At 67.6% G+C, this 8,448-nt stretch carries 7 protein-coding genes; 4 read left to right on the plus strand and 3 right to left on the minus strand.

From position 1 onward, the window contains the following. Positions 1-10: 10 nt before the first annotated feature. Entirely contained in the window at positions 11-1,633 is a 1,623-nt protein-coding gene (locus QO207_RS29635) for a DUF1302 domain-containing protein (RefSeq protein ID WP_301535817.1), read from the minus strand. Positions 1,634-1,917: 284 nt separating this feature from the next. Between QO207_RS29635 and QO207_RS29640 the strand changes: the two genes are divergently transcribed. Together QO207_RS29640 and QO207_RS29645 are read left to right on the plus strand one after the other, a co-directional pair. Then, positions 1,918-3,633: an FAD-dependent oxidoreductase gene (locus tag QO207_RS29640; RefSeq protein WP_301535818.1), complete on the plus strand. Its 1,716-nt coding sequence runs from the start codon at positions 1,918-1,920 to the stop codon at positions 3,631-3,633. Further along, complete coding sequence (locus QO207_RS29645) at positions 3,626-4,504, plus strand: SDR family NAD(P)-dependent oxidoreductase (protein WP_301535819.1); 879 nt, start codon at positions 3,626-3,628, stop codon at positions 4,502-4,504. The genes QO207_RS29640 and QO207_RS29645 overlap by 8 nt, the downstream gene beginning before the upstream one ends. A gap of 125 nt (positions 4,505-4,629) precedes the next feature. On the opposite strand, the gene QO207_RS29650 is transcribed toward QO207_RS29645, so the two are convergent. Beyond that, positions 4,630-5,763 (minus strand): LLM class flavin-dependent oxidoreductase, encoded by a 1,134-nt coding sequence (locus tag QO207_RS29650; RefSeq protein WP_301535820.1) that lies wholly within the window; start codon positions 5,761-5,763, stop codon positions 4,630-4,632. Positions 5,764-5,946: 183 nt separating this feature from the next. Beyond that, positions 5,947-7,131, minus strand: a complete 1,185-nt coding sequence (locus QO207_RS29655) for a flavin-dependent monooxygenase (RefSeq protein WP_301535821.1) — start codon at positions 7,129-7,131, stop codon at positions 5,947-5,949. Between the two features lie 233 nt (positions 7,132-7,364). Here QO207_RS29655 and QO207_RS29660 point away from each other — a divergent pair, with 233 nt between their 5' ends. Then, positions 7,365-7,883, plus strand: coding sequence for a flavin reductase family protein (locus QO207_RS29660; RefSeq protein WP_301535822.1), 519 nt, complete (start codon positions 7,365-7,367; stop codon positions 7,881-7,883). 5 nt (positions 7,884-7,888) lie between these two features. Continuing rightward, on the plus strand, positions 7,889-8,448 hold a 560-nt coding region (locus QO207_RS29665), incomplete at its 3' end, for an FAD-dependent oxidoreductase (protein ID WP_301535823.1).

Here is an 8,448-nt window from a genome sequence, read left to right on the forward strand (position 1 = left end):
TCGGGCTGGGTCAGAAGCTGTATTTCGCGGTGAGCGAAAGGTTGTCGCGGTCCGCCAGGGTGGTTTCGCTCGGGTTGCCGAGGAACATGTTGTAGCGGGCTTCGATGCTGAAGTTGTTCAGGTAGCGCCAGGTGGTGCCGACGGCGAAACGGTCGTCGCCTTCGCCCAGGCCGAAGCTGCCGGGCATCGACGAATTGCCGTTGACCGCCTGGCTGTAGATGATCGGTACGCTCAGGTCCCAGCCGTTGAACACGTTGTTGTAGTCCAGCGTCAGGTTGAGGGTGTAGCCCCAGGCAGAGCGGTCGTAGTAGAGCTTGTCGGTGTTGGGGGTGCGGATCTGCGCGACCCCGGCGCCGGTGGGGACGAAGACGTCGAAGCTGGGCGCCCGGTCGTTGTCCATCACGCGGTTGTAGCCAACCTCGCCGGTCAGCGTGGTGTTGTCGGCGAAGGGCATGGCGCCGTAGGAGTGGATGAACGAGACCAGCGCCTGGGCGACATTGGCGCGCACCGGCTGCGGGGTCAGGCCGGTATCGACCAGCACCGGCTGGCCGTCGCGGTAGCTGAGCTCGCCGCTGACGTTGGTCTCGCCGAGCATGCTGGAGAAGCTCGCGCCATAGAGCTTGATGTCGTCGTAGAAGATCGCCCGGTAGTTGCCGGTGTTCCAGTCGCTCAGGAAATCCAGCTGCGGGCTGTGGTCGCTGAAGCGCAGGTAGTAGAGGCCGAACTCGGTATTGTTGAGCTGCTCCACCGTGTAGGTCAGCGCGGCGCCGTACTGGCCGCTGTTGCCCGGCGTGTCGTCGCCCAGGCGCCGCTGCTGGCCGGTGGCGTCGTTGAAGCCGCCCTCGTCGATGTAGTCGGTGGTGGAGAAGAAGTGCCCGACCGGGGTCAGCTCGTTGCGCTTCCACTGGTACTGGTAATACAGCTGCACGCCGAGATTGTCGGTCAGGCTGTACTGGGTGAACAGCTGGCCCACCGGCAGGAACAGCTCCTTCACCTCGATACCCGGCGTGTTGGCCTTGGTGGCGTCCACCGGGCTCATCGCGCCGGCGATGCCGAAGCCGTTGAACAGGCTCTCGCCCCAGGCCACCACCTGGTTGCCGGCGCGGGCGTTGAGGGTGTGGCCGCTCAGGTCCCAGGTGCCGTAGACGTAGGTGTCGAGCAGGCGCAAGTCGTCGCCGGCCTGGTCCTCGGTCTCGCCGGAGAAGTGATCGGGCTTGGAGCAACGGCCGCCGGCGAAGCAGTTGGAGGTGCCGGTGTCGTTGTCGTTGCCGCGCTGGTAGACGTCGTCGTAGAAGCCGGTGGCGCGGACGAACAGGCCGTAGTCACCGCGGAACTTCAGGTCGGCCTCGGTGAGAAAGCTGGCGCGGTTGTTGATCAGCGCGCCGCGGTCGAAGGCGTTGTCGCCATCGTCGCCGTTGGCGATGGCCGGGTTGCTGCCACCGTTGGACAGCGCATGGGCGCGCTTCTCGGTGCGCCACGCCAGGCTGTAGCTCAGGGTGGTATCGAGGTTCAGTTGCAGGTCATCGTTGAACTGGTACGACAGCGCCTGGGCCTGGCTGGCGAGCAACAGGCCGGCGCCGCTGATCGCAAGGGCAAGGGGCAACGGCGGGAAGGCGATTCTTATTCTTGTCATCTCGTCCTCTGCTCGGGCGGCGCTTTCGGCCAGACCCGGAAACGGTGTTGGCGGTAAGGTGGCGGGGCTGACTATGTGGTCACCGGCAGACGCCAACATCGTCCAAAAAGACTAAGCCGGCGGGACGGGGCAGGGCCGCTCTGGCGCTAGTCTCAACGGACGATGTGGGGGCCTTGCGCGGGCGCGAACAATCGCCGGGCGAGCGTGGTTTTCCGCCACGCCAGATGCCGGAGAACAAGCGCATGAACGCAAGGGCGAGCGGCCAGCGGAGCCGCGAGTGGGACATGGAATGCGACGTCCTGGTGGTGGGCAGCGGTGCGGGCGGCATGACCGCCGCGCTGCGCGCCCGCGACCTGGGGCTGGACGTCCTGCTGGTGGAAAAAAGCGACCGCTACGGCGGCACCACAGCGGTGTCCGGCGGTGGCATCTGGATTCCCTGCAACCACCGCATCGCCGCGCTCGGCGGCCAGGATTCGGCGCAGGAAGCGGTGCGTTACATTCGCGCGGTCAGCGACAATCTTGTCGACGACGGCCGCGTCGAGGCCTACGTCGAAAACGGCCGGCGCATGGTCGAGTACCTGGAAGGTTGCAGCCGGGTGCGCTTCGAGGCGCAGGCCGAATACGCCGACTATTACCCGGAAGTGCCGGGCGGCAAGCCGGGCTATCGCTCCATGGACCCGTTGCCCTTCGACGCCCGCGAGCTGGGCGAGGAGTTCTTGCGGATGCGCGAGCCATCCCCCGGTACGCTGATGATGGGCCGCGTGGCCATGACCATGAAGGAAGCCCGCGTGCTGCTCTGTCGTGGGCCCGGTTGGGTCGGCCTGACCCTGCGCATTCTCTGGCGCTACTGGCGCGACCTGCCCGCACGCCTGTGCTCGCCGCGCGACCGTTTCCTGACCCTGGGCAATGCGCTGATCGCCGCGCTGCGTCGCTCGCTGCTCGATCGCCAGGTACCGCTGTGGCTGAACAGTCCGCTGCAGGAACTGATCGAGGAGGAGGGCAGGATCATCGGCGCGGTGCTGCAGCGCGAAGGCCGCCCGATGCGGATTCACGCACGCCGCGGCGTGGTGATCGCCGCCGGTGGCTTCGAGCGCAACCAGTCGATGCGCAGCCAATACCATCCGCAACCTTCGAACAGCCAGTGGACCGCCGCGCCGCCCTACAACACTGGCGATGGCATCCGTGCAGGCCAGCAACTGGGCGCGGCCACCGCGCTGATGGAACACAGCTGGTGGGCGCCCAGCACCCAAGTCGTCGGCGAAGAAAAGGCCCGCGTGCTGTTCGTCGAGCGCAACCTGCCCGGCTGCGTGCTGGTGGATTCGGCTGGGCAGCGTTTCGTCAACGAGGGCGCACCCTACACCGACATCGTCTACGCCATGTATGGCCATGACAGCGAGCAGGCGCGCAGCGTGCCGTGCTGGATGATCTTCGACGCCGAGTTCCGTCGCAAATACCCCTGCGGCGCACTGCTGCCGGGCTATGCGCAGCCGGACAGCCGCCTGCCCAAGCACCTGCAGGACTACTTCCAGAAGGCCGACAGCATCGCCGCGCTGGCCAGCGCCATCGGCGTCGACGGCGCCGGCCTGGCGCGTACCCTGGAGCGTTTCAATCGCTACGCCGCACTGGGGCAGGACCCGGACTTCCACAAGGGCGAATCGCTGTTCGACCGCTACTACGGCGACCCCCACGTGCTGCCCAATCCGTGCCTGGCGCCGTTGCTCAAGGCGCCGTTCTACGCGGTGAAGATCGATGCCGGCGACATCGGCACCAAGGGCGGCCTGCTCACCGATGTGCATGCCCGCGTGCTGCGCGAGGACGGCAGCGCCATCGACGGCCTCTACGCCATTGGCAACTCCGCCGCCTCGATGATGGGCGCGACCTATCCTGGCGCCGGCTCCACCATCGGCCCGGCGATGACCTTCGGCTTCCTCGCCGCCGAGCACATCCAGCAACAGGCCGGGCAGACCCGCGCCCACCCGGAGGTACCGCAGAATGCCTGAGTCCACTTCCCGCATCGCCCTGGTCACCGGCGCCAGCCGTGGCGTTGGCAAGGGTATCGCCGAAGCGCTCGGCGCTGCCGGCATGACCGTCTACCTCAGCGGGCGCTCCGTCGAGTCTGGCCACGCCACTCTGCGCGGCCAGGTGATGCACGGCAGCATCCACGAAACGGCGGCGGCCATCGATGCCGCCGGCGGCAAGGGCATCGCCGTGCAGTGCGACCATGGCGATGACCAGCAGGTGTGCGCGCTGTTCCAGCGCATCGAAGCCAAGCATGGCCGCCTCGATCTGCTGGTGAACAACGTCGCCTTCATCCATGAGCAGCTGATCGATCCCGGCCCGTTCTGGGAGAAGCCGCTGGAGCTGGTGGACATCCTCGACATAGGCCTGCGTTCGGCCTATGTCGCCAGCTATCACGCCGCGCCCTTGTTGCTGCGCGCACCGAAGGCGCTGGTGGCTTTCGTCTCCTCTTTCGGTGCTGGCTGCTATATGCACGGCCCAGCCTACGGAGCACAGAAGGCCGGGGTCGACAAGCTGGCGGCGGACATGGCCATCGACTTCGAAGGCAGCGGAGTGGCGGCGCTTTCCCTCTGGCTCGGCCCGCAGCTCACCGAGCGCACCGCCATTGCCGGCCAGGCCTGCGCCGAGCAGTACGAGGCGTTCCTGGCGATGGCCGAGACACCGCAGTTCAACGGGCGAATCCTCCATGCACTGCTGGATGACCCTGAACTCGCGCAACTCTCCGGGCAGACCCTGGTCAGCGCCGAACTGGCATTGCGCTACGGCATCCGCGAGGCCGATGGCCGCCAGCCGCCGTCCTGGCGCGAACAGCTTGGCGCGCCACGGGTGCAGCATCCGGCGCGGGTGATCTGATCCGCCGCGGCGTACAACCGCTGACGGTTGTACGCCCTGCGTTGGTCCTGGCGCATCGGCCACCTCGCATCCGGTACAAAACAGAACGGGCCCCGAAGGGCCCGTTCTGCTGATCAGCGTTCGCCTCAGGCGACGTTGAGCTTGTCGCGGAAGTAGGGGATGACCTTCTCGCCGATGTTCTTCAGCGTCTCGATCTGTGCCCACTGCGGCACGGTGCCCATCTGGCAGATGAAGAGGATCTCATCGGCGCCGGCGTCGATCAGGCGCTGCACGTAGCCGATGCAGTCGTTCACCGTGCCGTAGGCGTGGTTGGGGTTCATCATCGCCATGGTCGGGTCGGAGAAGTCCACCGTCACTTCCTCGGAGGCGAAGCGCGAGCGGATCACCGCCTGGCCGTTGCCGTCGACGAAGGTGTCGTCCTGCCACTTGGCCGGGTCCGGGCGTTCGCCGCCGGCGTACCAGTAGGCCAGGGATTCCATGAAGTATCGCTGGCCGCGCACGCCGATGGCGCGGGCCTTCTCGTTGTCGTCGAGGACGATGGCCGGGCACAGCGCGGCGATGTGGCGGTTGGGACGGAAGCCGACCTGGTTGGCCTCGTCACGGTTGTCCCAGGCCTCGTGGTAGACGGCGACCTTCTTGGCGATCTCCTCCGGGCCGCCGAAGCCCAGCACCAGCGCGCCCATGCCACGGCCGCCGGCGTTCTTCAGCGACTCGGTGTTGGTGCAGGCCAGGTACATCGGCGGGTGCGGGTCCTGGTAGGGCTTGGGGTGGATCGGCCGGCGGGGGATCTTCACGAAGTCGCCGTTATGTTCGATCTCGTCCTGCACGAACATCTTCGGGATCAGGTACATCGCCTCGTCGATCTGCGGCTGCAGGGTGGCCAGGTCGTAGCCGAAGGTGCCGGCTTCCTGCTGGGTGCCGCCCTTGCCGACGCCAAAATGCACGCGGCCCTTGGACAGCAGGTCGAGGGTGGCGATGCGCTCGGCGACCTTCACCGGGTGGTTCATCGCTGGCGGCAGGCAGACCACGCCGTGGCCGATACCGATGCGCTCGGTCTTGCCGGCGACGAAGGCCAGCATGGTCTCCGGCGCGGACATGTGCGAGTAGTTGGTCAGCGCGGTGTGCTCGACGCACCAGAAGGTGTCGAAACCGAGCTTGTCGGCCAGCACGGCCTGTTCGACGGTCTCGTCGAAGATGCGGCGGTCGCCTTCGCGGGTGCTGTCCAGCGTCTGCGCTTCGTAGATCAGAGAGAATTTCATGGGATGCGTCCCTTGTCTGGTTTGGCGGGCCGACGGGCTCTGCCTCGTGGCCATGTTCTTCGTTCGCCGGCACCGCGGAATCGCCCGAACGGACTACGCCGAAGTGCCGGGATGGCAGGGAGCAAGGAGGTAGGATGGGTATCGCTCCGCTCCACCCATCCTACGGGTGCTCCCGGGTTCGGCTCAGAGGAAGAAGTCCGTGGAGTCGGCGCCCATGCTCACGCCGCCGAGGTTCCAGGCGTATTTGGCCGGACTGTTGGCGACGTGCGCGCGGCCGGTGTGGATGTCGCGGAAGGCGCGGTTGATCGGGTGCTCGCGGAAGATGGTCGAGGCGCCGCTGTTGAACATCAGGGTGCCGGCGGCGCGGGCGCACTTGTCCGCCACCAGGGCCGAGTCGTAGCGCATCTTCACCCGCTCGGGCATGGTCAGCGGCTCGCCGTCGCGGGCGCGCTGCATCATCAGCTCGAAGTTGCGCAGCAGCACGCTGCGGCATTCGTCGGCCGCCACCATGGCATCGGCCAGTGCCTGCTGGGCGGCCGGATCCTGGCCCATCTTGCGCCCGTCATTGACGCCGACGCGGGCGCGGTTGTGCTCGATGAACAGGTCGACCGCGCCCTGCAGTGCGCCGATGGCCGCCGAAGAAACCGCGCGCACGAAGATCTGCCCGAACGGCAGGCGGAACAGCGGCGCCGTGTTCACCGCGTTGCCCGGGCTGTTCTGCATGAAGCCGTCGAGGGCGCGGTGGGTGCGGTACTCGGGAACGAAGGCGTCTTCCACCAGTACGTCGTGGGAGCCGGTGGCTTCCAGGCCCATGACGTTCCAGTTGTCGAGGACCTGGTACTCGCTGCGCGGCACCAGGAAAGTGCGGTAGTCCGGCATGCCGCCCGGTTCGCTCGGCGGCACCAGGGCGCCGAGGAAGGCCCACTGGCAGTGCTTGCTGCCGCTGGAAAAACCCCAGCGCCCGGACAGGCGGAAGCCGCCTTCCACCGGCGTGACCTTGCCCACCGGCATGTAGGAGGAGGAGATCAGCACGCTGGAATCCTCGCCCCACACATCCTGCGCGGCGCGGTCGTCGAACAGCGCCAGCTGCCAGTTGTGGATGGCCACCACGCCCAGCACCCAGGCCGACGACATGCAGCCTTCGGCGAGGGTCATCTGCACCTCGAAGAAGTCTTTCGGCTCCAGCTCGTAACCTTCCCAGCGCGCCGGCTGGAGGATGCGGAAGAAGCCGGCATCGTGGAAGTCACGAATGGTTTCCTCGGGCAGCCGGCCGTCGCGGGCGGCATCGGCGGCGCGTTCGCGCAGCACCGGCACCAGCTCGCGGGCGCGCTGGCGGAGGCGCTGACGGATCAGTTCCTGGTCGAGCATCTTCTTGTTCTCCTGTAGTCGCCCCGCAGGGCCTGTGCTCGGGCCCCGTGCGGCGAAGCAGGGAGCCTTCGCGGGCATTTGAACAACGCTCGGATCCGCCCACATCCCACAAACGGACCATATGCAGGACATGCCGGAAGGCCGCGCCGACTAGTCCCCTCGGACGATGTTGCACGCGGGGCACGACCACAGAATCGATTGCACAACAACAAGCCCCAGCGAGGCCCCGTGCGATGAACCAGGACACTCTGAAAGCCGACATGCTCCAGGCCATGCGCCGGCTCGCCAAGTCGGTGACCATCATCACCACCAGCGACGGCCGCGAACGTTTCGCCATGTCCGCCACGGCGGTGGACTCGCTGTCCACCGAGCCGCCGTCGCTGCTGATCTGCGTGAACCAGACCGCCTCGCTGCACCGCGTGCTGGAGGCCGGCGCGGACTTCTGCGTGAACATCCTCGGCCAGGACCAGGAGCACCTCTCGCACCTGTGCAGCGGCCCGGTGAAGGGCGAGGCGCGCTTCGCCAGCGGCGACTGGCGTGCCACCGAATGCGGCGTGCCGTACCTGGCGGACGCGCAGTCCAGCGTGGTCTGCGAGCAGGACGGACGCTTCACCTACGGCACCCACACGGTGTTCATCGGGCGCATCCGCGAAATCCGCAACACTCCGCGCATCACCCCGCTGATCTACGTGAACGGCACCTACACCACCGCCGTCGCCGTGCCGGCGCCGAGCGTGGCGGCGGCGGGCTGACGGCCATGGCCGGCGCACTGCCGATCCCGCCGCTGCGCCTGGGCGCAGGCGAGCGGCTGAACTGGCAAGCCCAGACCGACCTGCTGGTGGTCGGCTTCGGCGGGGCCGGCGCCTGCGCCGCCCTGGAGGCCCGCGAGCGTGGCCTCGAAGTGCTGGCGCTGGATCGCTTCGCCGGTGGCGGCGCGACCGCACGCAGCGGTGGCGTCGTCTATGCCGGTGGCGGCACGCCCTACCAGCGCCAGGCCGGTTACAGCGACGACGCCGAGGCGATGTTCCGCTATCTGCAGGGCGAGGTCGGTGAGGCCGTGCAGAACGAAACGCTGCGGGACTTCTGCGAGCGCAGTGTCGACCAGTTGGCCTGGCTGGAGCGCCAGGGCGCGCGCTACGAGGCCAGCGTGCCGCCGCACAAGACGTCTTACCCCGGCGACCGCTTCTACCTCTACTACTCGGGCAACGAAGCCGTGCCGGCCTACGCCAGCCTGGCGCAACCGGCCCCGCGCGGGCACCGAACCAAGGGTCGCGGGATGGCCGGCGCGGCGCTGTTCGCCGCCGTGCGGGCCTCGGC

The organism is Pseudomonas sp. CAN1 (genome assembly GCF_030462585.1).
Taxonomy (GTDB): Bacteria; Pseudomonadota; Gammaproteobacteria; order Pseudomonadales; family Pseudomonadaceae; genus Pseudomonas.

What these genes read in the sequence shown, in the direction of transcription:
- QO207_RS29635 (WP_301535817.1), bottom strand. Translation starts at nt 1,633, where the DNA reads ATGACAAGAATAAGAATCGCCTTCCCGCCGTTGCCCCTTGCCCTTGCG.
- QO207_RS29640 (WP_301535818.1), top strand. Translation starts at nt 1,918, where the DNA reads ATGGAATGCGACGTCCTGGTGGTGGGCAGCGGTGCGGGCGGCATGACC.
- QO207_RS29645 (WP_301535819.1), top strand. Translation starts at nt 3,626, where the DNA reads ATGCCTGAGTCCACTTCCCGCATCGCCCTGGTCACCGGCGCCAGCCGT.
- QO207_RS29650 (WP_301535820.1), bottom strand. Translation starts at nt 5,763, where the DNA reads ATGAAATTCTCTCTGATCTACGAAGCGCAGACGCTGGACAGCACCCGC.
- QO207_RS29655 (WP_301535821.1), bottom strand. Translation starts at nt 7,131, where the DNA reads ATGCTCGACCAGGAACTGATCCGTCAGCGCCTCCGCCAGCGCGCCCGC.
- QO207_RS29660 (WP_301535822.1), top strand. Translation starts at nt 7,365, where the DNA reads ATGAACCAGGACACTCTGAAAGCCGACATGCTCCAGGCCATGCGCCGG.